Here is a 21,610-nt window from a genome sequence, read left to right on the forward strand (position 1 = left end):
TGTATCCGACCAGCGGAAGGAGCCGAGCTAGCTCCCCGCCGTGATGCATGTCGGTCATCATCTACTCGGTGAAGTCTTGTGCCGAGCGCTGGTCGGCCGCACAGCGGTGTGCAACTTGAGGCTCAGGGCTGGTAAGTGCAGATGGCGCCGATGCTGTTGTGCTGTTCGACGACGACCTTGCCGTCGACAGTGATCTTGCAGGTGTTGTCCTTGCTGCCCATCTTGAACTCGACCGGGGTGGCGCTGACCGAAGTGAACACGAGATCGTCCATCGTCAGGGTCTGGCTCCAGGTCTTGCCCTTCTCCAGGACCTCCTGGGAGTTCTCGGTGAAGCCGCTCCCCCACTGCAGATTGGACTTCGCCGCCGTCGTGACCTCGAGGACGACGGTGTGCTTGGCCGCCGCGGCCGCGGTCGGGGCTGCCGCGGCGGGCTGAGATCCGGCATCCGCGACGGCAGCCGGCGCGGCCGCCGTCGGCAGGCCGTTCGCGGCGTCGTTGACGGCCTTGCCGAAGGCCGCGGTCCAGAGCACGCAGATGACCAGCCCGATCGCCGACAGCACGACGGCGGTGATGGCCAGCCCCTTGTTGCTCGCCTGGCCCCGGTTGGCGCGCAGCGTCCCGACGATGCCGAAGATCAGCCCGAGGATCACCAGCGGCCATGCGATGACACCGATGATCGGGATGAACGCGAAGATCAGACCGACCAGGCCAAGCACGAACCCGGCGGTGCCGAGGCCGTTCTTGTACTGGTTCGGCACCGGCATCGGCGCCGACGGTGGCATGGGGGCGTAAGACACGGGGCTGCCTCTTTCAGTCCAGCGGCGACGCAACCGAACGCGTCACGCTCTGCGCCATCCGTCGCCTCCCGGGCCGCGTGCGTAACAGGACGCGAAAGCCGCTTAAGGTCACGGAACGGACTCAAGCGACACCATTCACGATCATTTCCGCTGGTGGCCCCCGTAAGCGACTGACTTACCACCGTTACCTACGGTAAGACATTGAAACTTCAAGTTCACTCGTTCGGAGCAGAGCGTGGAGACGTGGAACGACGTCACCCAGAGCTGATTTGCGACGTGAGTACTGGCTGGGTGGCCGGCGACAAGCCTGCGAGACGACGACCTACCCTCACCTCCTGGCTGCGAAAACGCGGAGCGCCGGGAACTCCGTTGGCTATCCGCCGCGCCCGTCTAAAGCAGGCCGTCAAAAAGATCCATGCATGGGGCTGACAACAGTCCAGCCGCTTGACTGGTCCGCTTGTAACAGTGCGTCACCGTCGCGCGATCAGTACCCCGCGACCGATCAACTCGACGAAGGACGAACCAATGAAGAAGGCAGCAGTGACGGTAACGATCGCGGTTGCTGCTGTCGTACTAACTTCGTGTGCGGCAAGCACTGCACCGCAGAAGTTGACCTCGAGCGTCACGACAGCGCTACCGACGACCTCGACTATCTACGCCCCCGCTTACACGCCATCCCCCAGCACCGAGCCTACTGCGCAAAGTGACGAGGCGACGCCCCAAGAGCGGGAAGTCGACGCAAAGGTCAAGGCCGCAGGGTTGACCGTCAGTGAATACCCGTACGCGCACCTGTTCGTAAAGGCTGCCTGCGATACCTTTCCCTCTCTGAGCAAGGCGACGGATGGCGGCGTGGATCCGAGTGAATGGCTCGACGGAAACGCGACCAGTGACGCCAACGGCGCACGCGTCTACCAGGTCGGGATTCCCATCCTCTGCCCCACGTTCGCCAAGGACATCGACGCGGCCCTCACGGGCCTCGCGACGAAGTCGAACGCCACCTACGAAGTCGGGCGAGGCCCCGGAAAGATCGCACCTGGCAAGTGGAAGGCAGCCCGGGCCGCCAGCGACTGCTACTGGGAACGCACCAGCGCGGCAGGCGACATCATCGACAATAAGTTCGTGACCCATGCGACCACCTTGATCGTCACTGTCGGAAGAGGCGACGGCAGCGTCACATTCCAAGGCTGCCCCAAGATGCAGTTCGTCAAGTAATCGACCCAGTCTTGCAGCTGCCGTCGTTTATTGACGTAAAAACCCTCTCACAGCCCCTTCGACTTCCGCCGCCATGCGAGTTAAGCGCGTCGGCCAGTGGACGCGGGTGAGACGAAGACGTGCCTCGCTGCGCCGCTCGCAGAGCGATTCGGCCCGATCCCAGGCGGAGACGACGCTTGAGGCGCCTAGATGACGCGTTGACTGCGCTGATCGGATGAACCGCTCGGAGCGCGCCGTCATAACCCGACGGCCGCGACATCCGTCCAGCGTGATCCCACCGCACCCGCCCTCGCCTCAGGTGGCCGCACCACTTGCCGGCACGGCCGACCCGCTGTCGCAGTGGATGAACGGCAAGAAGCCGGCAACCACCACCTCTACCCGCCCCGACCACGGCAGTGGCTTGCGGTTCGCCTTCTACGGCCGCACCTCGACCGTCCGACATCAAGATCGTGTGTCGTCGCAGGGCTGGCAACGCGACATGGCCGATGAATTGGTCGCGGGCCACGGCCAGGTCGTCGCCACCTACTTCGACGCCGGCACCTCACGCCGCATCCCGTGGCGACAGCGACCGCAGGCTGCCCAGCTCATGGCCGCAGTCTCGGGTCCAGGATCCGTGATCGATGCGATCGTGGTCGGCGAGTACGAGCGAGCCTTCACCGACACCCAGTTCACCACCCTCTACACCTGGTGCACCCGGCACGGCATCCAGCTGTGGCTACCCGAAACCGGAGGCCCGGTCGACCTCGCCAACCGCGATCACCGAGCGCTGCTGTCGCTGCTGGCCACCCAGTCACAGCGCGAGGTGCTCCGTGCCCGCCACCGGGTACTGGCGGCGATGCACAACCAGGCCACCCAGCAAGGCCGCTACCTCGGCGGCCGACCACCCTACGGCTATCAGCTCGTCGACGCAGGCCCGCACCCCAACCCGGCAGACGCCCGCTGGGGCCGACGGCTCCAGCGGCTCGCCCCCGATTCCCGAACCGCGCCACACGTCGCCTGGATGTTCCGCCAGCGTCTCGCCGGGCACAGCGTCGCCAGTATCGCCCGGCACCTCAACGAGCGTGGTGTCCCCTGCCCGTCCAGCGCCGACCCGGGCCGCAACCGGCATCGAACCTGCGAGGCCTGGACGCTGCGCACGGTCGCCGTGATCCTGGCGAATCCGCGCTACACCGGTCGCCAGGCCTGGAACCGCCGCGCCACCGGCACCGAAGGCCCAGCCTCAACGCCGGCGCTGTCGGCGAAGGCTGCCCATCCGGCGCTCATCACGGAGCAGGACTTCGTCGCCGCGCAGCAAATCCGGGCAGCGCGCCCCGCCGATGACGGCCAGACTCGCCGATTCACCCTCGCCGGGCTCATCCACTGCGGCGTTTGCAACCGGCGACTGGACTCCCACTGGAACCACGGGCGACCGACCTACCGCTGCCGACATGGCCACACCAGCAGCCAACGCGCGGGCCAACCGCGGCCGAAGACGCTCTACATTCGCGAAGATCACCTCGTCGACGAGATCCACGTCCGGCTCGGCGTTCAAGACAGTGACGGCCACGCCACGCTGGAGTCTGCTCGGACACGAAGCAGCCGCGTCGCGATGGCACTGCGCGATTCGGGCCGGTACGTCGTCTGCGACAGCGCAGGATGGCGACTGGAGGAGATCGATTCGAGCTGAGCTACGATCGACCGTGTTTCATGATCGCGTTTCGCGATCCGTGGGGTAATACTGTGTCCGAGGACGATCTTGCTCACTATCTACACGAATGCAATTGCCCGGGCGGCCTTAAAAATAACTGGCGGGGTGCTGCTGTTCACGGAAAGCGCACGACTCACGTTCCACAGTCGACACCGTGTTGAGCGGTGTGGTTGGGTCTACCCTGCAGCACATCGACTACCTTCTGTAGTCCACTGTGACTTAAAGTAGCAATCCGTTAGCGACTGGGGTACTTCGGCTTCTCGCCTCGGCGTTCGTCATCCTCTTCGTCGCCGACCTCACCAGTGCAGTGCGTAAGACGTGATGCTGGCGGGGCAACGCACCGTCGGAGCCGCACAGGCATCCGCCAAGACCTCAGGCACGCTGTAGACGTGCAGCCCTATCGCGACTGCGACGATCGAACTTCGTCTCAACGTCGCCCAAAAGTACACTTGCACGTTCTGACGACCCACGTTTGTCTACGCAGTGCAATGCGCAAACAACCGAACGACACTCGGATGCCCTAAGGCACGTCAGAGCAATGTCTCAGAAAGTGAAGCCGTTGCAAGGTCGACGAGCGCCGCGAACGGTGCCGCCAACCTCCTCAACACTCGAAAGATGATCAAGTTTTGCCATCCGACCCGACGGGCGTAGCGTAGAACGGGTGAACCTTGGTCAAGGCATCTGGCGCCACACGTCGATAGATGATCGAATGTTGTCATACTTCGATGTCGGCGCCGGCGATCGAGCAGACGGCATATACATGCAGGGGGCACTTCATGGCAACGAAACATTTTCTACCCCTGTATTACTCAGTCTCATCGAATTCCTGAGAACAAACATTCCCTGCATTCCCGTACGCATCGTACCACGATGCAACCCATGGGCTTTCGACGAACTGTGCCGGGGCCTAAACGGGCGAATTTCGTCGTCGTCTGGACGGAATTGGAATCGAATATTCGGCGGGGATGCCGAGGAAACTTCCAGAGAATCAATTCTTGCGTCCGAGCTCATGAAGGTTTCGGAAGATTTCGGATCAATTGTGGACGTGCATACGCCAGAATTTGGCCTGCCACATGTATATGTCGGCTCCAGCGCGTCAACTTTTGACTCACTCTCGGACCTTCCTCACATCATCGCAGCAGGTACTCCGAATTCTTTCGAGGATTGGCATAGATCTCAGGGTAGAAGATCTGTTACTATTGAGCTTCCCAGCCACACAGTACCATCATTGATTGACGTCACCACTTGGCGCGACCGCTTGCTTGAAATAATAGCCAACATTCATCAGAAACAGATAACTCCAACCCAAATCGGACATATAGTTGATGTAGTTTCCCCGATAGACGGAATTCCTATCCTTCACTTCGAAGTAGGCGAAACAGTCTCCGCTGGCGCACCGCTCGTAGATATCGTCGCAACAACTGGGTCCGTCGGACTACTAGCCAAATTTGATTGCCTTCCAATTTGCTTTCGAAGGCAGCCATTAGCGACTGCCAACAGTTGGATTCTACGCGCATTTACGGAGGAGTCGGATGCCAACTGACGATTCAAGCTTTGTCGTTAGACAGATGGCAAGATCGTTAAATTCAATTGAATACTCAAAGCTTACCGTTCCAAGCGAGATGTCAGCAGAACAGCTAGCCACCTTGCGGACTATATATAGCTCAAGGATGAGTTATCACAGCGACCAAACGACACGAATGTGGACACGCTACGCTTTCTTGGTGACTCTCGAAGTCGCACTTACCAGTCTTGCGATATCTTCGAGCAAAGTCGGGACATATATCCTCGGCACAGTAGTGTCTCTCCTCGGCTACCTGTTCTTGGTACAAGAGAGGTACTTCTTCTTAGGTCTTCGCACAGAATGCGCACACCTGGAGCGTTGTCTCCTGGAGAGCACTGGGATAACTTTTATCCCAGGATTCGGGACATTCTCGTCGCCCAAGCTGACCGGGCATGCAATAATACGTCAGAATTTCTGGGCATGGACGCGAGAAGTGGTTATCACAAGTCGTCTTATCATCTATTCGACGTTTGGATTCCTTGCCGCATGGCTCATCGCGCTGATCTGGAGGATATCATGACTTCTACGAAGCTATCTAAGGACTACGCAACAGAACGCGCAGAGTCGTTCGAAAGACTTGAGCGATTGTGCCAGTTGCAGACATTAAGCACGCTCGGATCAGCTTTGGTCAGCACCGGAATTATCGTGATCCCCGCTTTCGCCTCTCCCGCAAAAATTGTGGAATGCCTTAAACTGATTCCACCTCATTCCGAAATGAGAATCTCTCGCGAAGGCTGGTCAGCTCGATTCGTTGACGATGCCAACCAGGTCGAGCAGTTCGGATTCTTTTTTGGAAGTTCGCTGATTGAACATCTCATTTCAGAGTGCTTCGACGGTACAGCTAATCTTTTCAGAGCCCAAGTTCAATCCAGGGAGATTTCGGAAATACATGGTCCGGATGAGCGCCCGCATGTGGATAGTTGGCGCGAGCGAGTTAAGGTTTTCCTATACCTCACAGATGTCACTGAAAAAAATGCAAGTCTTGTTTATTACCCCAAGTCCCATCGAGGTACTACTTGGAATCGGACAAGAGTTGATGAGTCGATCGAAGTATCAGTGTCCTCAGGCAGCTATGCGGCAGACGGATACGCTGCAACTGCTTCTGCAGCCGGAGATGGCGTAGTCAGCGAGTCTACCCTTGCTTCTTTGTCCGAACATGGGGTAAATGCTTTGAATGTCTTTTGCCCAGCAGGTACTCTAGTGGCTTTCGACGCCCGCGGCATACATCACGTTACATCAACAGAAGGAGCACGAAGGATTGCTCTTATGAGTTACTGGATCAGGAACGGGCGACACCAATAGTCAACCACGTATTGTGCAGCCGACGCGCCAGTAGCGGATTGTTCGGATGTTCGATCCTGCGATGACGAACATCCACAACGGCCCGGAGTGCGCCTCGATCGGGTCGGCTCGGGGACGAGTAGGACGGGCGCGAAGCACAGCTCGGCCTTGTTGTCGACCACTCAGCTGCGGATCGGCTGGCCGCGAATGCGCGGAACGGAGGGACTTGCACGCGACCAGGTTATTGGCGGCGGACTTCCTGGTGCGAACCACGCCCCAGAGGGTGTCGTCGTCGACGGAATAGCAGCCGTGGAACTGCCGGACCCGTGCAGCTTGTGATAGTTTGCCGACAGCCTGCCGGATGCTCTAGTCGAACCAAGCCGCGTTCCAGGCGGCGTCGGCTGTCAGTAACCGAACTTGTCGAAGACGAACAGTCGATCCGCGCGGACTCAGCTCGGGCCGCCCCGGTCGGGGCCGTGCGGTTGATAGAGCCGGCCGGGCGGGATTCGACGGCCTCGACTAGGACGTCATGATTCGGAAGAAACACGTCCTCAACGAGCCTGGCGTTTCCTAGCTTGTTCCGCCTCACATACACCTGGCGAACTAGCTGTTCACCGTTTTGCTCCATAGGCTCTTCGGAGCTCCGCGACACAGTCCGACTTGCGACGACGACTGGCGCGCATCGCTAGACCCTCAGCACGCCGACACAACAATCGTGCTCAATTATTGTATCTAGACTGCAAGTTTGACAATCCGTCATTTTTCCGCACAAGCTGCCAGGATCCTCTACTTTCACCCATTTGAGAGGACCGCCAATCGTGCGCCAACGTCATTTATGAGCAGTTGACAAATATCCATCATTTCGATCACGAAATCTCGAACCTCGCCAGCATTACGGCTCCGCTGAATTTTGCTTAATGGGTCACTATCACTACGTTCCCATGATCTAACAATATCTAAGTCATGCGCCACCTGATTGCGCGCAATGAAAGCCTTTTCAAGCATAGAGTTCCGCCCCTTAGTTGATTTTAGCCTTTTCCTTATCTCCGGATCAGTCACGCCAAGAGCACTCGCGACTTCTTCTAATCTTTGCGTCGATTGCGCGCTACCCGCAGTTAAAGCCTTTACCCAATTTTCGGCAAATACTTCACGAGGAGATGCCCCTGCGCCCAGAAGGAACTTGACAAGCGCACCAGGACTTACGCCTACTCCATCCGTGCTCGAAATTGCACTCTCCGCAAACGCCGACAACTTAGTTTGGACCTCATCATCAAAGGTAGCCAGCACCGGCAGGGCGCCAGCTACCAACGCCTTTACCGCTCGATCGAGGCCAGCCCCAGCAAATAAGATCGCCGCACGGTAGAGGTCCCGAGAATCGGGGTGAAGGTTCTTTCTATCGAAGTCTTTCATGCCAAATTTGAGTAGTCGATCGATCGCATTAGCATGCACAAGCATATGATCTGACGCATTCTCTGCCGCCCGCTTGGCATTCTGCGCCTCTACGCACACTTCGGGCATGTTGGCAATTGGAGAAACTAGCTGACTTCGCAGTTCCTCCGGCATACCGACGGTTAGAAAATTGTACGCCGCGATATGCAGTTCCTCGTCACTCAGATTAGCCACCAGCCCACCGTACTCGCGAGCAGGAGGCGTGACAAGCCAACCGCCTCAGCGAGCGACTGAAGATGCCGCTAGACTAGAGCCAGGCCGATTCCGCCGAACTGGCCATACCGGCCACCACGAGAGGAGATGTTGGGAGTGAGCAAAGGGTTGATTGATCAATTCGACCATCTCATACCTCCAACAGCCGAGGACAAACAAAATGCCATATCAATGGGAATGATCGCGGTTGACACCAACGTCCTACTGGCACTTTACCTATATAGCCCAACCGCACGTGACCACTTCATATCCGCACTCGCCAATCTGCGCGACAGGCTTTGGCTATCACATCAAGCTGCGGTAGAGTTCCACCAAAACCGAGCGTTGATTATTGATGCACAAAACCGATCCTATAGTGACATACTGGCCGCTTTGGACGGTTACCGCAAGGAAACACAAAAGTTGGAGTCTCGCGTCAATGAATTTTCCAATCGGCTCGGGATGACAGCCACCGAGAGAGATCGACTGGCGAAGTTGCTAACTCCGGATATCGATTCTGCAGCTCAGATGATCAGAGACATTCAGTCCAGCCAGGAAGAATTTGATCCTGTGCAACCGGATCCAATCCTGCATCGACTTGATTCGATCTTCGCCGGAAGAGTCGGCGAGGCGTATGCCCCCGAGAAATATGCGGAAGCGGCCAGCGAAGCAATGCGCAGGGTTGAACTGCGCATTCCGCCCGGATACTTAGGATCAAGTAAGGAGGAACCTCCTGGAGACTATTTACAGTGGGATCAAACCCTCAACGAGGCTTCTCTCCGCAAGCCTAGTTACCTACTACTTATCACTGCCGACCGCAAAAACGATTGGTGGCGAAGGGCACACGGAAGAACACTTGGCCCACGTCCCGAACTTGCACTCGAAGCACGGGAGCGCGCGGCGTGTCGTTTTATCATAGTGGGCCCTAATGAATTTCTGGTTCTGGCGAGCACTTACTCGCACACACAAGTCAGTAACGCCACATTAGAAGAAGGCGAGCGCATGGCAGACCGCGTTCGAGAACTGAAAAAGAGATTTGGTCAAGTTAATGATTGAACCTGCACTACAACCTTCGAATTCTCCTCTACGGAGATGCATTCAACCTCCAAGCAAGATGCAGCTGCACTTTTCGTGGTGCAATCGACACATGCAATATAAAAACACTGCCTGCTTGACGAGCAACAGCCCGTGACATCATTGAATGGTCCGGCGCCACAGTTGATGACGCAACACGCCTGACTCGATCGCAAGGGCGAACAGCTCGACACAGGCGAGAGCAGCGTTGAGCCAGGCACGGCGGCGGCACTGCTGGTGCGTCAGCTCGCGACGTCAGCGAAATTCGACCTGAGTCACTGTCACGGCTTGTCCCGCCAACATCACGCCGTCACAGTTGTTGTGACGGCATCGAGAGCTACTGACCTGCAGAGACGTCGGTCCTGCAGAGGTGGCGGCTTCCTCGGAAAAACAGTCACAGCCGTCACTAGCCACCTTCGCAGCGCAAGTTTGGGTCCGCGACACGGACCCGTCGCCCCTTACCGTCACAGCAGCACGCTTAGCGGTAGCGAGTCGGGAGTTGCACCTACGACGCTTGATACGCAGTAACACTCATGACCAGCTGATCGAGCTCTGAACGTGGCATTTACCCGACATCTCCAAGTCATCCGGTCCGGTGTTGCCGAAGTGGGATCCCCTGCTGACGTCGATAGACGACGTCGCATCGTTCGCACTGCTGAGGGATCTGGCGCCGTCGACGCTCGTGGGACAGCTCGAACACAGCGGCGCCGGAGGCTCCGCAGAGCATCGTGATGACCTGTCCAGGTGCGGGGATCTCCGTCAAGCGAGTTCGATGCCACTCGCCGTCGATTACCGGCTGGATGACAAGCGGGTCGATGTAGATCGCCGCAGTCACTGTGTCGCCCGTATTAGCACAGGTGCGCTCAAGGCGGAAGTGCTCGCAGGCTCATCGGACGCGCGCCGCAGCAGGACCCTCGACGTATCGTGGTAGCGGCTCAGCATCTTGCGGTCGGTCAGGTAGGTGGTGCAGTGGTGGTGCCTGAGCGCAACGGCGATCGGAGCGGATCGGTCCTCGAAGAGCGTGAAGGCGCCGATCGGCTTCAAGGCGGTCTCCGTTGACGGCACGATCCGGACAGTCACGTGCTTGAGCTGCGCCGCCGCGTGGAGGTGCTCGATCTGCTCGTTGTACAGGTCGTCTATGTCGTGTAATGCCTGGTCAGCGACCAGGAACACGTAGCGACGATTCGCGTCGTTCAATGCCTGCTGTCGGACTTGCCGACTCAGCAGCTCCATGTCCCTGCGGTCGTCCTGCATTGCGGTTCTGTCGAGTACTCGTTCGGCATACTCCCGCGTCTGGAGTAGCTCGGGAATGCACGGCGGTGCCCACTCCACGACACGTCTGGAAAGCTCCTCGTACGTCCACAGCAGGTGCCCTAGCTGCGGGTCAGACTGGTCGACCAGGTTCGCGTCGCCAGCACACGGGGCGAGCGCCATCACCCGGTCGTACTCGGCCGACTCGACCCGGAGGTATCCGAGGATCCACGCCACGGCGGTCTCGGGCGCCACTTTGATGCCCAACTCCCACGCCGAGAGCGTCGCGGGATGAACACCGATCTTCTCGGCCAGCCTCCGCAAGCCGATTCCACGGCGCTTGCGGGCGTCGCGCAGGCTGCTGCTGACGGCAACAGTCGCGGGCGGGCGGATGATCGGCTTGGGCATCTTCAAGTCCTTGCTGAGGGCTGTGGGTGTCGGAACGCGCACATGAGCTGCGGATTAAGGACTGCAGTTGGGTGCCTGCTGTCAGGGCGGGCTCTCGGCGGGAACCGCAGCTCGCACCTCTGCGACCAGAACGCCGGCTGTTGCCGCGACCGTCTTCAGAGCGCCGATATGCTCCAGCAGCCGGTTCAGACCCAGCGCAGTCAGGCGGAGTTCGCGGGGTTCGGCACCGCACTGGAGGTAGCCAGCCGCGCGCAGGAACTCGATGTGCAGGTCCAGTTCGGGCGGGGGAATCCCCAGAGCCTGCTGGAGGGCCAATTGCGAACGCCAGCTGGTGTCGGCCAGCAGGCAGGCGATGAACAGGCGTACCGGCTGCAGCAACAACGCGTCGAGGTCCGTACGCGAAGGGGGCGAAATCGGCGTCATCGCCGTCTCACAGCGACGCGCGCGGAGGCGTTCACGAGTTCACGACACGTCGGACATGAACGGTCGGCCGGTGCCAGGCAGGAGTGAATCAGCACTTCGTGGCCGCAGAGAGAGTGGTACCGGCCTTGCTGGAGGCGGAAGCCGCGCAGGAACTCGTCGTCCGTCACCGCGTGCGTCAGGCCGTCCAGCACGCACCGGCACCAGCTGATGTAGAGCCCTGCGTGCAACGACCTGCAGCTAGTGCCTGTCACGTCCCCTCCCTTCGACCTCCTGATCTGATGAAATCAGTCAAACGGGAGTCAGATCCGACGACCAGCGCAGCAGTGCGGCAGTTGTGTGGCGCGCATAGTGCACTCGCCGGTCTGAGCTGCAGTTACTGCTGCTACATTGATCTGGTCACGCAGGGTTGGAGGTTGGCCATGCCCATAGGGCGACGTCGCGATGGGCTGATCTCAGCTCGCAAGGTCGCTGGCTTCACCCAAGAGGGTCTGGCGGACGTGCTGCACGTCGACCGGTCGACCGTTGCGCGCTGGGAGGCCGGCGACTACGTGCCACTCCCCTACCTCTGGCCGAAGCTCGCGAGCGTGCTCGGTCGTTCACGAGACGAGCTGCAGGCCCTGATCGGTCCGAGCGCCGTCACGCGGGAGTTCAACCCCGACGACTCGTTCGAGCCGGTGTTCACTTGGCTCGATCGGCACGCCGGGTGGCCGCTGGGGCGAGCCCGTGAACAGGTGTACGCGAGCGCAGCCACCCCAACTCGGTACCGGCCGAATCCGCCGCGAAGCGTCATCGCAGATGCCCTAGCGGACTATTACGCGCCGCCGAGCAGCGACCACCGGCCATACACCGCGCGCTGTGGGCGGGTGGAAATGACTACCAGCGTCCTTACCCGGGCGGCGTGGCTGGACCTCGCCTGCTCGCTGACGGCCACGGGCGAGCAGACCACCTTCGAGGGCGGCGACGCGCGGCCACCGGCGGCGGTTGACGAACGAGCTGCGGTACAGCGTCTCGCGGACGCGGCAGCGTCCGACACACGGATCACCGACGTTCCCCTGTACCGGCTGCTCGACGTCGACCCGCAGCCCGGCGCGCTGCAGGCGAGGGTAGGGATCGCGTCGTTTGTCGAGTACGCGCTTGGTGTCGACCTGCTGGAACGCGAGTTGATCGAGTACTTGGCGAGCGGCCGTGCCGCGCGTCCAGGACACATGCCGCTCCGGGATCGTCAGCTACCTGACGTGGCCGCAGTACTCGACCTGCCCGGGCGGCTCTGCGCGGGTGGCGTGCTCGCGTTGACAGCGATCGCGCGGCCAGCGGACCCGTTCCGTGGTGAAGCCGACTTCGTACTGCTGGTTCAGCAAAGGTCCGCGCAGGTCGTGAATACGGCCGACCGGCTGTCGGTGATCCCGAAGAGCTTTCATGGGCCGCTCGCGGACCGGCGAGCAGACGCCCGCATCGGCGTCACCCTACGCCGCGAGCTTGAGGAGGAGCTGTTCGGCAGGACGGACGTCGATCGGTCCGCCGGAGAACGCAGGGTGGCCGATCCGATGCATCCGACCAGGCTGTCCGCTCCGATGCGGTGGCTGACCGAGCAGCCCGGCCGGCTGCGGATGGAGTGCACCGGGTTCGGGCTCAACCTGGTCAGCGGGAACTATGAGTTCGCCAGCCTGGTCGTGATCGAGGATGAGGAGTTCTGGCCGCGGTTCGGTGGCGACGTGGAGGCGAACTGGGAGGCAGCCGGCCTACAGCAGTATTCGACGCTTGACGGCGACTTGGTCACCGAACTGATCGGTGACGAAAACTGGAGCAACGAAGGACTGTTCGCGTTTCTCCAGGGGTTACGTCGGCTCGCCGAGATCGGCGGTGATCGAGTGAAGATTCCCGCCGTCGAATTAGGTTGCTGAGGGCCAGCGCACGGTCAGGACTACCGAATCCGCCAACGCTTCCCAAGAATGGTCGACTCCCGGCCCCCACATCACGTAGTCACCCTGGCGATTCATAATCTTGCCGCCGCCAGTGACCTCTACGCGGAACTCGCCGGAGATCAGCATCACCAGCGTGGTCCGCTGGTCATCGGACGTCCACTCGGGACGCTTATCCCCGGCAGGGTGGTTGGCCCACTTGACTTCGACGTCCTTGGAGGCGCGGACGCCCTGCGACGGGTCGATGAAGTGGCCGACCAACCAGCCGCGCGTGTCGGCCGCGTCTTCGTTGGCGTTGCCGGCGGTCCAACCGTCGCTCACTGGTCTATCTCCCATTCGATCGCGGGCAGTTTCACGCGCTCTCCGCCTATTTCCGCAAGACGTCGGAGTCCTTGCGTCATGGCGAACAGTCCTTCGTTGCTCCACGCTACATCACCCAACAACTCGGTGACGAGTTCCGCATCGGTAGTCGAATACTGACGAAGAGTCGCGGATTCCCAGTTCGCTTCGACCACTCCGCCGTAGCGTGCCCAGAATTCTTCGTCGTCGATGACGATCAGACTGGCGAACTCGTAGTTGCCGCTGACGAGGTTGAGGCCGAAGCCGGTGCACTCCATCCGTAGGCGGTCGGGCTCGGCGAGGAGCCAGCGCATCGGCTCCGTGAGCCTGGTCGGGTGCATCGGGTCCGCAGTCAGCGTGTCGGCGACGGTGTTGTCAGCGTCCGGTCGGCCGAACAGCTCCTCTTCCATCTCTCGGCGCAACGTCGCGCCGATCTGGGTTTCTCGTCGAACGTCGGTGAGCGGCTGGTGGAAGCCCTTCGGGATGACGGCGAGCCGGCGCGTGGCGTTTAGTACGTGGCCGGAGCGTTCCTGGACCAAGAGCACGTAGTCCGCTTCGCCGCGGTACGGGTCGGCCGGCCGAGCGATGGCCGTCAAAGCGAGGGCTCCGCCTGCGCAGAGTCGGCCGCCGACGTCCAGGACCGCGTCGACGTCTGGGAGGTAGCGATCACGCAGGGGCAGCGACGTCGTGTCGCCGGCCGCGAGCGCGTCGAGCAGCTCGCCTTCGAGCAGGTCCATCGTCAGGGCGTAGTGGACGAAGTGGTCCACGCCGAACGTGCCGCCGAGGTGGCGTTCACGGATGTCCGTGCTCAGCAGTCGGTAGAGCGGCGCGTTCATGAGCCGCGTGTTCATGGCCACCGTCTCGGCCAGCCGGTTAACCGCTGCATTCGTCGCGTGCTCGTCGAGCACTTCCCGCGGGTCTGGCCGGGCGCTTGCGATCGTGAGTCCGTCGTACGGCGGGCGTAGTTCGCACGCCAGATCGAGCCAATCAGCGCAGGTCAGAATGCTGGTGTTCACGGCTTGGTCACCGCAGCTTCCGGCGTACAAGCCGTGGTCACCGTGGTGCCGGCCGTAGTACTCGGCGAGCGCGTCGGTTACGGCGCGCTGGTCGACCCATGCGCGGCGAGTGGCCCGGGCGTACGCCTCCTGCGCGTCGACGCGCGCGGCCTGCTCGGCGACAGCGCGGCGTGCGGCGCCAGGGCTTCGGTAGGCGTGCTGGTCGAGCCATTCGAGAGCCGCGCCGACGTGGGGGTCAGCGGCCAGTCGTCGGTCGGCTTCCTTCGTGTCCGGCCTGGTTTGGGCGGCCGGCCCATCGCCGGTCAGCTCGGCGAAGCGGGCTCGCTCGGCGTCGGACGCCCGTTCATACGCGGTGTCGAGGACCTGCTGCATCTCGGACTGCGGGCGCAGGTCTGGCTTCTGGTGCCAGGACGCGACCGTGCGCGCGCCGATTCCGAGCTTCTCGGCGAATTTCTCATTGCTTAGTCGCAACGCGGATTGCAGCGCCGACGCTGATCGCCCGGTCCAGCCGCCTACCCCGCTCATTGCAGCCCCAAAGCCCTCTTGTGCAGCGGATATGCAGTGGTTGCGCACTGCTTCTGCACCGATTGTGCATGGGATCGAACGTCGTTTCGGCCTTGAATTCTAGGTATGGAAATCACCTGGTTCACCAGCCCGAATCGCCCTCCGCTAACGCTTCGGCTTCACGTGCTCGACCACGGTCGCGAGGCTCGTCTGGACGTCCTCCAGCCGATCGGTGATCTCGGCCAGGCGCTGTTCCAGCGCGTCCAGCCGGGACCACAGCTCGTGGCCGTCGTCGGCCGGCTCGTCCGGGTGCGGCGGAGTGCGGTTTTGCAGCACGGCCAACAGGTGCTGCGGGTGCCAGCCCAGCGTCGTCGACAGCGCTTCGAGCGTGCGCGCGCTCCGGCGGCGCTCGACCGTGTGGTGCTGGAGCTCGCGCACGATCGCCTGAGACACGTGCGAACGCTCGGCCAGCTCGCGTTGTCGCCAGCCGAGTTCGTTCACGCGCATGTTGATCGCCTTGGCGACTGCCGCCCAGTCCTCCGTCACGTATTCCTCCGCGCTCCGCCTCAGCGCCGAGATTAGCGGTTCTTCGCGCTTTCACCACGTCGCTTAGCACTTCGTCGGCGGCGCGTCGGACAAACGCACCCTTCGAAGAGCTGAAATCAACAACATAGTCTTGAAATCATCAGATTGGTCTTTCTCATGAACTCGCACATCACCTTTCACACCATTCGAGAAGCGGCCTGGCTGCTCGGCGTCTCCCGCGCTGCGGTGAGCCGGGCGATCCGGACACGCGAGCTGCGCGCCACCCGCTGCCGTTCCGGGCTCCGTGTGTCGTCGACCGAGCTGGCCCGACTGCTCGGGTCGCGCCAGGTCGGAGGTGCCGCATGAGCGCCGACGACCTCCACCTGATCGGGATCGCCTGGCAGCTGGACCGGCTGCGCTGGGTACCGACCGAAGTCCTGACCAAGGTCGTGACCAGCGAGGGAGTCTGCATGTGGCCTCCGCCGGACGACGGGCCACCCGACGCTGACAGCGACGGCGAGCTGGCCGAGCGGCTGTGCGGCGGGTGCCCTGTCCGGGACGAGTGCCTGGAGCTGGAGTTGCGGACGGCCGGCCTCGACACGGTCGGCGTCTGGGGCGGGATGACCGACGACGACCGGCGCGCGCTGTACCCGCTCTGGTTGCGGCGTGGCGAGCGAACCGATCGGGGTGCGCGATGAACGGACTCACCGTGACGCCCACGCAGATCCTCGCCGGTGTCGGCGTGCTGATCACCCTGTTCTGGGTCTGGCGGGCCGGTTCCCGCCGGGCGAAAGCCGCTGCCGAAGCTGCTCGGAGCGGGGCACGGTTCGTGTCGCTCGCCGGGCGAGTGCTTTTCAACGCCGGGCTGATCGTCGCCGTCCAGTGGGTCGTGATCGCTCATCCGGGTAGCCCGTGGCTGCTGTTCGCCGTGCTCGGGTTGCCGGCGCTGTTCGCGTCCTACGCGCTGACCCGTGCCATGACGATGACCACCGTCGACACGTCGAAGCGGGGTGGTCGGCGATGAACCGGGCGCAACGGCTCGCGCAGGACGCGGCCGAGGCCGCCGAGGTGCGCGCCTATCAGACCGATCCGGACGTCGTTGCGCTGCGGATCGAGCGCGTGCGGCGGCAGGTCGACTGGATGTGCTGGTCCGGGATCGTGCTCGGGCTGGCCTTCACAATGACCAACGTCCAGGGTTTCGCGTCGGCCGGGACGCGGCCAGGGTCGCTGCCGTGGCTGGCCGCGTGGGTGCTGGACCCGACCGTCTCCCTCGTTCTGCTGGCGATCCTGCGGGCCGAGCAGGTCACCGCGCGGTACCAGGTCCGGACTGGCGTGTGGGTGCGGCGGGCGAAGTGGTTCACGCTCGCGGCTACCTACGTAATGAACACCTGGACGTCGTTTGCCGCCGGGGAGGCTGCGGCGATCGTGCTGCACTCGGTGCCGCCGCTCGTTGTGTTCGTCGCCGTCGAGGCGATCACCGACCTGCGGGACAAGCTCACCGACGCCGTGCTGGTGGCTGCCGAACGGCGGCCCGTTCAGCAGGAGACCGGTGGCCGACGGGTGCTGTTCGCCGATTACCTCGCTATCGCTCGGGAGAACTGGACGCCGGACATCGAGATCACGCCGGCGTGGGTGCGGCGGGCTACCGGCTGCTCGCGTGGCCTGTCGCCCCGGCTGGCGCAGACGCTGCGGTCGGAGGTGGGCAATGGCTGACTCATTGCCGGTCAAGGCTGATCCCGTGCTCGACGGCGAGTTGATCGACGACACGTTGCCTCAACCGCGTCGACGGGAGCCGAAGACGAACCGCTTCGTCCGGTGGTGGCGGCACTCGCCGCGGGTGCCGTTGTGGCTGAAGAGCAAGCCTCAGGCTGTCCAGGCGGGCAAGGATGCCGTTGTTGGGCTGGTGAAGTCGCCGTGGCGGTACGTCGGCGCGGTTGTTCGCGGGCTGGTCGTCGGGGTGCGGTGGTGGCGCGGGTGGGTCACCGTCCGGGACTACCGGACGGCTGCCGAGGAGTCGGAGAAGCTGGCCGACAAGTTCACGGAGATTCGGGCGCTCACCCTGTTCCGCTGGAAGGTGACCGGTGCCGTCCTGGTCGTCGCGATCGTCGGGGTGGCCGTCGTTGACCTGGTGTACGGCACCGATCCTCTGTGGATCGGCGGGGCCGCCGTCTCCTTGGCGCTCGCGATCCTCGGGCGCAAGAAGGACGGCAGTCCCGGCCGAAAGCCGGCGCTTGCCGGGCCGCGGACACTGACCTGGACCATGGATCCGCAGGTCCTGGTGGACGCGTTCCGGGACGCGAAGCTGATCGGCAAGGACGAGGCGTTGCGGCTCGTCGAGCGCGCGACGCGTGTCGGCGACGGCTGGGCGGTCACCGTCGACCTCCCGGCAACCCGCAAGGCGGCCGACGTGGTTAAGAACCGGGACGCGCTCGCGTCGGCGCTGGCCGTCGATGAGGTCCAGCTGATCGTCGAACGGGTCCGCGGGAACGGTGGGCACGCCGGGCGGGTGTCGATGTGGGTGGCGGACGAGGACCCGTACGCTTCGCCGCCGTTGCGGACGCCTCTGCTCGGCGTGGCGCAGTGGGATGCGTGGCGGCCGATCCCGTTCGGACGGGATGCGCGGGACCGACGGATTGACCTGCCGCTGGTGTGGACGTCCCTGCTCGTCGGCGCCATCCCCCGCCAGGGCAAGACCTTCGCCGCCCGGCTCGCGGCGGCCGGGCTCATCCTGGACGCGTGGGTGCGGCTGTACGTCGCGGACTTCAAGGCCGGGAAGGACTGGGACGCGGCCGGCCTGGTGGCACACCGGTTTATGTCCGGCGACGAGCCCGAACACGTTCTGGCGCTCGTGGACTGGCTGATCGAGCTGGTCGGCGAGGTTCAGACGCGGTTCCGGCGGATGCGTGACCTGGACGACCTGACGTGTCCCGAATCGAAGGTCACGCCGGAGATGTCTCGCGACAAGGCGCTGAACATGCCGATCACAGCCATTTTCATCGATGAGGTACAGGTTCCACTGGAGGACCGCACGCCCGTTGACGTGCAAGGGAAGAAGCTCACCTCGGGCGAGTACGTCGGCGAGCTGCTGACGTGGCTGGCGAAGAAGGGACCGGCCGCCGGGATCGTGCTCGTGCTCGCCACTCAGCGACCGGACTCGAAGACGATCCCGTCCGGGCTGCGGGCGGTGCTTGGGTCGCGGTTCGCGCTGCGGGTGATGGATTGGCGCGACTCGAACATCGTGCTCGGCGAGCAAATGAACACGCGTGGGTTCGACTCCAGCCGGCTGCTGCCCTCGCACAAGGGCGTGGGCATCCTCCGACCGGACGGCGACACGTCAGCCGGCGCCGATGTGCTGGCTATGACGGTTCGGACCTACTACATGCCGAACGAGGACTGGCGGACCATCTGCGAGCAGGGCCGGACGCTCCGCGAGGCGGCCGGGACGCTCACCGGGCACGCGGCCGGACAGGACACCATGCCGGTGCTCGACCACGCCGCCGCGGTTAGGGCAATCGGTGCAGGTCACGCGGCTCAGTCGACCGGCGAAGTGCCCGAGGTGCTCGCATCGCTCGTTGAGTACTTGAGAGACGATCTCGGACCGGACGGTAGGGACTTCGTGCCAACAGCCGAGCTGCTGGACGTTCTGGAAATCGACTCCCGGACGTTCGCGCAGCAGATGGCCGAGGTGGGGTGCCGGCCGACGCGCGACCGCGTGATCGGCGAGGACGGCGAGACGCGGCAGGTCCGCGGGTACCGAACGGCTGAAATCAGAAGCGCGATCAGCCAGGCGACCGCTGGCGCCAGCATCGCGGACGAGGACGGCCGACCATGAGCGCCGCCCGTTCCGAAGAGCCGCAGATCCGGGTTATCCTACCTGCGGGATTGCCTGAGCTGACGCCTGCGGTCGCGCGTGCACTGCTGGCCGTTCTGATCGAGGTTACTGAGGTGCCGGTGCTGGACGTGCCGGTGGAGGAGGTGAACGGTGACAGCTGAAATCATCAGAGACCCGTGGGCAACGCTGGATGACCTTCTAGGGCTTGAGGTCGCCGACATCGCGGACGACGGGATCGGGACGTTGGCGGCCTACGGCCGGTGCTCGACCGAGGACAACCAGGACCCGGAGACCTCCCGCGGCTGGCAGTTCGGCAACGCGCGCAAGTTCGTCGAGCCGCTCGGCGGACAGATCGTGGCGGAGTTCTTCGACGTCGGGCAGTCACGGTCCGTCCCTTGGGAGCGCAGGACGGAGGGAGCGCGGCTACTCGCGGCCCTCAAGGATCCGCGTCGCGGATGGGACGCGATCGTCGTCGGTGAGGGCACGCGGTGCTGGTTCGGTAACCAGTTCTCGCTCATCGCGCCGAAGTTCGCCGCCTACGGGGTTGATCTGTGGGTGCCGGAGTTGGGCGGGAAGTACGACCCGCGGAACCCGTCGCACAAGATGCTTATGAGCGTGCTCGGCGGAATGAGCGAGTCCGAGCGGCAGCACGTTCAGGCGCGCGTCCGGGCCGCGATGGACGCGCAGGTGATCAACGAAGGACGACATCAGGGCGGCCGGGCGCCCTACGGGTACGTCGTCGTCGATAGCGGTCCGCATCCGAACCCGCGGAAAGCTGCGGAAGGGTTCAAGCTGCGGGTGCTGGCGCTCGACGAGACGACGGTGGACGTTGTGCGCCGGATTTTCGCCGAGTACCTGGACGGCAACGGCGATCGAGCGATCGCCAACCTGCTCAACCGGGACGGCATTCCCTGCCCGTCCGCGCATCGGCCGGACCAGAATCGGCACCGGCTTGCCGACGGCTGGCAAGGAAGCTCCGTACGAGCGATCCTCGATAACCCGCGGTACACCGGCTACGCCATCTTCGGGCGCTGGACGAAGCACGAGACGTTGCTGGACCCCGAGGATGTCGCCGCAGGCCACGTGGTGCGATTCAAGCGCGCTGCGCCCGACCGGATCGTCAGGTCACGCGAACAGGCACACCCGGCGATCGTGTCGGTGGAAACGTTCACTCAGGCTCAACTACTGCGCCGGTCGAAGTCGGCGGGCGGGCTGAAGACGGCGCGCAAGGCCGAACGGGGCGCGCGGAAGACCGCCCGGTCCTACCTCCTCCGTGGACTGGTCCGATGTGGAATCTGCGGCCGGAAGATGCAAGGCGCCACGATCCGGAAGGGCGCCTACTACCGCTGTACTTCGCGGACCATGGCGCCCGGCTCACTGACGCTGGCGGATCATCCGAAGACGGTCAACCTGCGCGAAGGCGTGGTCGTCGAGGCGATCAACGGATGGCTTCACGAGCTGTTCCACCCGGACAACCGCGACCAGACGGCGGCCGTGCTTCTCGGATCGGACGGGAACAAGGCCGGCGGCGGCGCGTTGGACGCGGTGAGAAACCGGCTGGCGGACGCGGAGGCGAGGCTTCAGCGGTATCAGGCCGCCATCGCGGCCGGCGTCGAGCCCGAAGCACTCGTCGACCCGATCAATCAAGCACAGGCGGAACGAGCCGCCGCGAAAGCCCAGATCGAGAGCGTTCCAGCCGACTCGACGGTAAGCCGAGCCGAGATCTACGCGAGGATGGATGCACTCGGCGACGTCTGCGGGACGCTGGCTGACGCGACCGCGGCAGGCATGAGCCGCCTGTACCGCGCCCTGAACCTGGAGCTACGCTACGAACCAAAAGAGCTGGCCGTCTATGCGACGACCAGCCCGGGTGTAGATAGTGCGTGTGTCCGAGGGGGGACTTGAACCCCCACGCCCGTTAAGGGCACTAGCACCTCAAGCTAGCGCGTCTGCCATTCCGCCACTCGGACCTGCTGAAGAAAGAGTATACGGCCACCCGGCCCCCTCGTTCAGGGGGGTGCCGATCCGCTCCCCCGCCCCCTCTGACATGATCGAGAGCTTCGCCGCCGCTGCATCGATCCAGGTGCCCGCAAGCAGCAGGAACGTCACCGGGAAACCTCTCCGTGCGTGGGGCCGT

General features: G+C 63.1%; 21 protein-coding genes and 1 tRNA gene. 14 read left to right on the plus strand and 8 right to left on the minus strand.

What is annotated here, in order from left to right:
- Positions 1–122: 122 nt before the first annotated feature.
- Positions 123–797 carry a DUF4190 domain-containing protein gene (locus tag ACWEGE_RS05935; protein ID WP_449659301.1) on the minus strand — a complete coding sequence of 225 codons (675 nt, stop codon included), beginning with the start codon at positions 795–797 and terminating at the stop codon, positions 123–125.
- 525 nt (positions 798–1,322) lie between these two features.
- Between ACWEGE_RS05935 and ACWEGE_RS05940 the strand changes: the two genes are divergently transcribed.
- From ACWEGE_RS05940 to ACWEGE_RS05960, 5 genes are all read left to right on the plus strand, one after another.
- On the plus strand, positions 1,323–2,009 hold the full coding sequence (locus ACWEGE_RS05940) for a hypothetical protein (protein ID WP_449659302.1): 687 nt from the start codon (positions 1,323–1,325) through the stop codon (positions 2,007–2,009).
- A 214-nt stretch (positions 2,010–2,223) separates the two neighbouring features.
- On the plus strand, positions 2,224–3,675 hold the full coding sequence (locus ACWEGE_RS05945) for a recombinase family protein (protein ID WP_449659303.1): 1,452 nt from the start codon (positions 2,224–2,226) through the stop codon (positions 3,673–3,675).
- A 781-nt stretch (positions 3,676–4,456) separates the two neighbouring features.
- The gene (locus ACWEGE_RS05950; RefSeq protein ID WP_449659502.1) at positions 4,457–5,239 is read left to right on the plus strand and encodes a succinylglutamate desuccinylase/aspartoacylase family protein; all 783 of its coding nucleotides are present in this window, start codon (positions 4,457–4,459) and stop codon (positions 5,237–5,239) included.
- 181 nt (positions 5,240–5,420) lie between these two features.
- Entirely contained in the window at positions 5,421–5,780 is a 360-nt protein-coding gene (locus tag ACWEGE_RS05955; protein ID WP_449659304.1) for a hypothetical protein, read from the plus strand.
- Positions 5,777–6,562: a hypothetical protein gene (locus ACWEGE_RS05960; RefSeq protein WP_449659305.1), complete on the plus strand. Its 786-nt coding sequence runs from the start codon at positions 5,777–5,779 to the stop codon at positions 6,560–6,562. Before ACWEGE_RS05955 ends, ACWEGE_RS05960 begins: the two co-directional genes overlap by 4 nt.
- A 771-nt stretch (positions 6,563–7,333) precedes the next feature.
- Here the strand turns inward: ACWEGE_RS05960 and ACWEGE_RS05965 are convergent.
- Entirely contained in the window at positions 7,334–8,164 is an 831-nt protein-coding gene (locus ACWEGE_RS05965; protein WP_449659306.1) for a hypothetical protein, read from the minus strand.
- 135 nt (positions 8,165–8,299) lie between these two features.
- Between ACWEGE_RS05965 and ACWEGE_RS05970 the strand changes: the two genes are divergently transcribed.
- Positions 8,300–9,238, plus strand: a complete 939-nt coding sequence (locus ACWEGE_RS05970) for a PIN-like domain-containing protein (RefSeq protein WP_449659307.1) — start codon at positions 8,300–8,302, stop codon at positions 9,236–9,238.
- A gap of 849 nt (positions 9,239–10,087) precedes the next feature.
- Here ACWEGE_RS05970 and ACWEGE_RS05975 read toward each other — a convergent pair.
- Positions 10,088–10,915: a Scr1 family TA system antitoxin-like transcriptional regulator gene (locus tag ACWEGE_RS05975; RefSeq protein ID WP_449659308.1), complete on the minus strand. Its 828-nt coding sequence runs from the start codon at positions 10,913–10,915 to the stop codon at positions 10,088–10,090.
- Positions 10,916–10,996: 81 nt separating this feature from the next.
- Entirely contained in the window at positions 10,997–11,338 is a 342-nt protein-coding gene (locus ACWEGE_RS05980) for a MarR family transcriptional regulator (RefSeq protein ID WP_449659309.1), read from the minus strand.
- A gap of 419 nt (positions 11,339–11,757) precedes the next feature.
- Here ACWEGE_RS05980 and ACWEGE_RS05985 point away from each other — a divergent pair, with 419 nt between their 5' ends.
- Positions 11,758–13,239: a helix-turn-helix transcriptional regulator gene (locus ACWEGE_RS05985; RefSeq protein WP_449659503.1), complete on the plus strand. Its 1,482-nt coding sequence runs from the start codon at positions 11,758–11,760 to the stop codon at positions 13,237–13,239.
- Here the strand turns inward: ACWEGE_RS05985 and ACWEGE_RS05990 are convergent.
- The 3 genes from ACWEGE_RS05990 to ACWEGE_RS06000 form a co-directional block, all read right to left on the minus strand.
- Positions 13,228–13,578 (minus strand): signal peptidase I, encoded by a 351-nt coding sequence (locus ACWEGE_RS05990; protein ID WP_449659310.1) that lies wholly within the window; start codon positions 13,576–13,578, stop codon positions 13,228–13,230. The two genes, ACWEGE_RS05985 and ACWEGE_RS05990, sit on opposite strands and share 12 nt — an antisense overlap.
- Complete coding sequence (locus tag ACWEGE_RS05995; protein ID WP_449659311.1) at positions 13,575–15,137, minus strand: transcriptional regulator; 1,563 nt, start codon at positions 15,135–15,137, stop codon at positions 13,575–13,577. The genes ACWEGE_RS05990 and ACWEGE_RS05995 overlap by 4 nt, the downstream gene beginning before the upstream one ends.
- 144 nt (positions 15,138–15,281) lie before the next feature.
- Entirely contained in the window at positions 15,282–15,662 is a 381-nt protein-coding gene (locus ACWEGE_RS06000; RefSeq protein ID WP_020640049.1) for a helix-turn-helix domain-containing protein, read from the minus strand.
- A gap of 156 nt (positions 15,663–15,818) precedes the next feature.
- Between ACWEGE_RS06000 and ACWEGE_RS06005 the strand changes: the two genes are divergently transcribed.
- The 7 genes from ACWEGE_RS06005 to ACWEGE_RS06035 are packed head-to-tail and all read left to right on the plus strand — an operon-like array spanning position 15,819 to position 21,378.
- Positions 15,819–16,007 carry a helix-turn-helix domain-containing protein gene (locus ACWEGE_RS06005; protein ID WP_449659312.1) on the plus strand — a complete coding sequence of 63 codons (189 nt, stop codon included), beginning with the start codon at positions 15,819–15,821 and terminating at the stop codon, positions 16,005–16,007.
- Positions 16,004–16,339, plus strand: coding sequence for a WhiB family transcriptional regulator (locus ACWEGE_RS06010; protein WP_449659313.1), 336 nt, complete (start codon positions 16,004–16,006; stop codon positions 16,337–16,339). The genes ACWEGE_RS06005 and ACWEGE_RS06010 overlap by 4 nt, the downstream gene beginning before the upstream one ends.
- Positions 16,336–16,665, plus strand: coding sequence for a hypothetical protein (locus tag ACWEGE_RS06015; RefSeq protein ID WP_449659314.1), 330 nt, complete (start codon positions 16,336–16,338; stop codon positions 16,663–16,665). Before ACWEGE_RS06010 ends, ACWEGE_RS06015 begins: the two co-directional genes overlap by 4 nt.
- The gene (locus ACWEGE_RS06020) at positions 16,662–17,354 is read left to right on the plus strand and encodes a hypothetical protein (protein WP_449659315.1); all 693 of its coding nucleotides are present in this window, start codon (positions 16,662–16,664) and stop codon (positions 17,352–17,354) included. Before ACWEGE_RS06015 ends, ACWEGE_RS06020 begins: the two co-directional genes overlap by 4 nt.
- Positions 17,347–19,473 (plus strand): cell division protein FtsK, encoded by a 2,127-nt coding sequence (locus ACWEGE_RS06025; RefSeq protein ID WP_449659316.1) that lies wholly within the window; start codon positions 17,347–17,349, stop codon positions 19,471–19,473. The genes ACWEGE_RS06020 and ACWEGE_RS06025 overlap by 8 nt, the downstream gene beginning before the upstream one ends.
- The gene (locus ACWEGE_RS06030) at positions 19,470–19,634 is read left to right on the plus strand and encodes a hypothetical protein (protein ID WP_449659317.1); all 165 of its coding nucleotides are present in this window, start codon (positions 19,470–19,472) and stop codon (positions 19,632–19,634) included. Before ACWEGE_RS06025 ends, ACWEGE_RS06030 begins: the two co-directional genes overlap by 4 nt.
- Positions 19,624–21,378 carry a recombinase family protein gene (locus ACWEGE_RS06035; protein WP_449659318.1) on the plus strand — a complete coding sequence of 585 codons (1,755 nt, stop codon included), beginning with the start codon at positions 19,624–19,626 and terminating at the stop codon, positions 21,376–21,378. The genes ACWEGE_RS06030 and ACWEGE_RS06035 overlap by 11 nt, the downstream gene beginning before the upstream one ends.
- Here the strand turns inward: ACWEGE_RS06035 and ACWEGE_RS06040 are convergent.
- Positions 21,360–21,443 (minus strand) — tRNA-Leu (locus ACWEGE_RS06040). The two genes, ACWEGE_RS06035 and ACWEGE_RS06040, sit on opposite strands and share 19 nt — an antisense overlap.
- Positions 21,444–21,610 lie beyond the last annotated feature (167 nt).

It is taken from the genome of Amycolatopsis sp. NPDC004747 (assembly GCF_053601335.1).

Excerpts from the sequence above, each read along its gene's own strand:
- ACWEGE_RS05940 (WP_449659302.1), top strand. The coding sequence starts at position 1,323 with ATGAAGAAGGCAGCAGTGACGGTAACGATCGCGGTTGCTGCTGTCGTA.
- ACWEGE_RS05945 (WP_449659303.1), top strand. The coding sequence starts at position 2,224 with ATGAACCGCTCGGAGCGCGCCGTCATAACCCGACGGCCGCGACATCCG.
- ACWEGE_RS05950 (WP_449659502.1), top strand. The coding sequence starts at position 4,457 with ATGCAGGGGGCACTTCATGGCAACGAAACATTTTCTACCCCTGTATTA.
- ACWEGE_RS05960 (WP_449659305.1), top strand. The coding sequence starts at position 5,777 with ATGACTTCTACGAAGCTATCTAAGGACTACGCAACAGAACGCGCAGAG.
- ACWEGE_RS05975 (WP_449659308.1), bottom strand. The coding sequence starts at position 10,915 with ATGCCCAAGCCGATCATCCGCCCGCCCGCGACTGTTGCCGTCAGCAGC.
- ACWEGE_RS05980 (WP_449659309.1), bottom strand. The coding sequence starts at position 11,338 with ATGACGCCGATTTCGCCCCCTTCGCGTACGGACCTCGACGCGTTGTTG.
- ACWEGE_RS05985 (WP_449659503.1), top strand. The coding sequence starts at position 11,758 with ATGCCCATAGGGCGACGTCGCGATGGGCTGATCTCAGCTCGCAAGGTC.
- ACWEGE_RS05995 (WP_449659311.1), bottom strand. The coding sequence starts at position 15,137 with ATGAGCGGGGTAGGCGGCTGGACCGGGCGATCAGCGTCGGCGCTGCAA.
- ACWEGE_RS06005 (WP_449659312.1), top strand. The coding sequence starts at position 15,819 with ATGAACTCGCACATCACCTTTCACACCATTCGAGAAGCGGCCTGGCTG.
- ACWEGE_RS06010 (WP_449659313.1), top strand. The coding sequence starts at position 16,004 with ATGAGCGCCGACGACCTCCACCTGATCGGGATCGCCTGGCAGCTGGAC.
- ACWEGE_RS06015 (WP_449659314.1), top strand. The coding sequence starts at position 16,336 with ATGAACGGACTCACCGTGACGCCCACGCAGATCCTCGCCGGTGTCGGC.
- ACWEGE_RS06020 (WP_449659315.1), top strand. The coding sequence starts at position 16,662 with ATGAACCGGGCGCAACGGCTCGCGCAGGACGCGGCCGAGGCCGCCGAG.
- ACWEGE_RS06025 (WP_449659316.1), top strand. The coding sequence starts at position 17,347 with ATGGCTGACTCATTGCCGGTCAAGGCTGATCCCGTGCTCGACGGCGAG.
- ACWEGE_RS06030 (WP_449659317.1), top strand. The coding sequence starts at position 19,470 with ATGAGCGCCGCCCGTTCCGAAGAGCCGCAGATCCGGGTTATCCTACCT.